Consider the following 430-nt stretch of genomic DNA (forward strand, 5'->3'; position numbering starts at 1 on the left):
TTGTGTATAAGAGACAGGCTCACCCCCGTTCCGGCGCCGTCGGCCTCGCCGTTTCGCCGGTTCCGCAGGTGGGGCGGGGACCGGGGGCAGGTGGCCGTGGAGTTCGCCGGGATCTTTCCCATGATCCTCGTCGCCCTCGCGGTCGTCTGGCAGTGCGTCCTGGTCGGCTACACCTACTCCCTCGCGGGCCACGCCGCGGACCGCGCGGCCCGCGCCGGAGCGGTGGGCCGCGACTGCGCGGCGGCCGCCCGGGCCGACCTGCCGGGGGAGTGGCGGACCGGCTCCATCGACTGCGGCCGGGAGGGCGACGTCTACAAGGCGACGGTCAAGCTGAAGGTGCCGGTGCTCGTACCGAACGCGGTCGACTGGCCATGGGCGGTGGGCGGCACGGCGGGCGTGGCGCGGGAGGACTGAGGAGTGGGGGGAGTGG

1 protein-coding gene is annotated in these 430 nt (G+C 74.2%); it reads left to right on the forward strand.

The annotated features are described in order from the left end of the window. The first annotated feature begins 96 nt into the window (after nt 1–96). Nucleotides 97–414: a TadE/TadG family type IV pilus assembly protein gene (locus ACSNOK_RS33425; RefSeq protein ID WP_436784532.1), complete on the forward strand. Its 318-nt coding sequence runs from the start codon at nt 97–99 to the stop codon at nt 412–414. Nucleotides 415–430 lie beyond the last annotated feature (16 nt).

The organism is Streptomyces sp. URMC 126, assembly GCF_051386555.1.
Lineage (GTDB): Bacteria > Actinomycetota > Actinomycetes > Streptomycetales > Streptomycetaceae > Streptomyces.